Origin of the sequence: Paraburkholderia sp. JHI2823, from assembly GCF_038900695.1 — a bacterium.
Classification (GTDB): Bacteria; Pseudomonadota; Gammaproteobacteria; order Burkholderiales; family Burkholderiaceae; genus Paraburkholderia; species Paraburkholderia mimosarum.
Window position 1 is genome coordinate 1 of sequence record NZ_JAYMRY010000237.1, and the last position, 466, is coordinate 466.

Annotated in this window: 1 pseudogene; it reads left to right on the forward strand. The window is 60.7% G+C overall.

Features of this window, described 5'->3' with window-relative positions:
• Positions 1 to 217: 217 nt before the first annotated feature.
• Positions 218 to 466: pseudogene (locus VSR34_RS38475) on the forward strand (IS110 family transposase); the annotation flags it as partial.

Below are 466 nucleotides of genomic sequence, written 5' to 3' on the forward strand. Positions count from 1 at the left end.
GCCAACCGAAACCGCACCTTTCGTTTCGGTCCACCGAACACGCATTTCGGCGGGCTGAACACCGATTTCGGGAAGATGAACACGCGTTTCGGAGCACCGAACACCAATTCCGGAATTCTCCGAAACCATTCGACTTCAACCGAAACGGCTGTTCATGTTCCTCCGGAAACACTGTTCGACTTCAACCGAAATCCGTGTTCGGCTTCGCCGAAATACGCAGGTGGATCACAGCAACTTCGCCGGGCGGCTTTCCCGCGACGAGGTTAAGTGCCATGACGGCGCGCCGCTGCCGCCCGAATTGCGGGAGCGGCTGTTGCGCGAATGCGAACGGGTGTCGCTGGCGCGCCCGCGACTCGACGCTCTCGCGCATCTGAAAGGGATTGGCGAAGTGGGAGCGTCACGCCTCGTGCTCGAACTGTTCTGGAGAGGGTTCAGCAACCGCCGCCAGGTGGGTGCCTGTACGGGG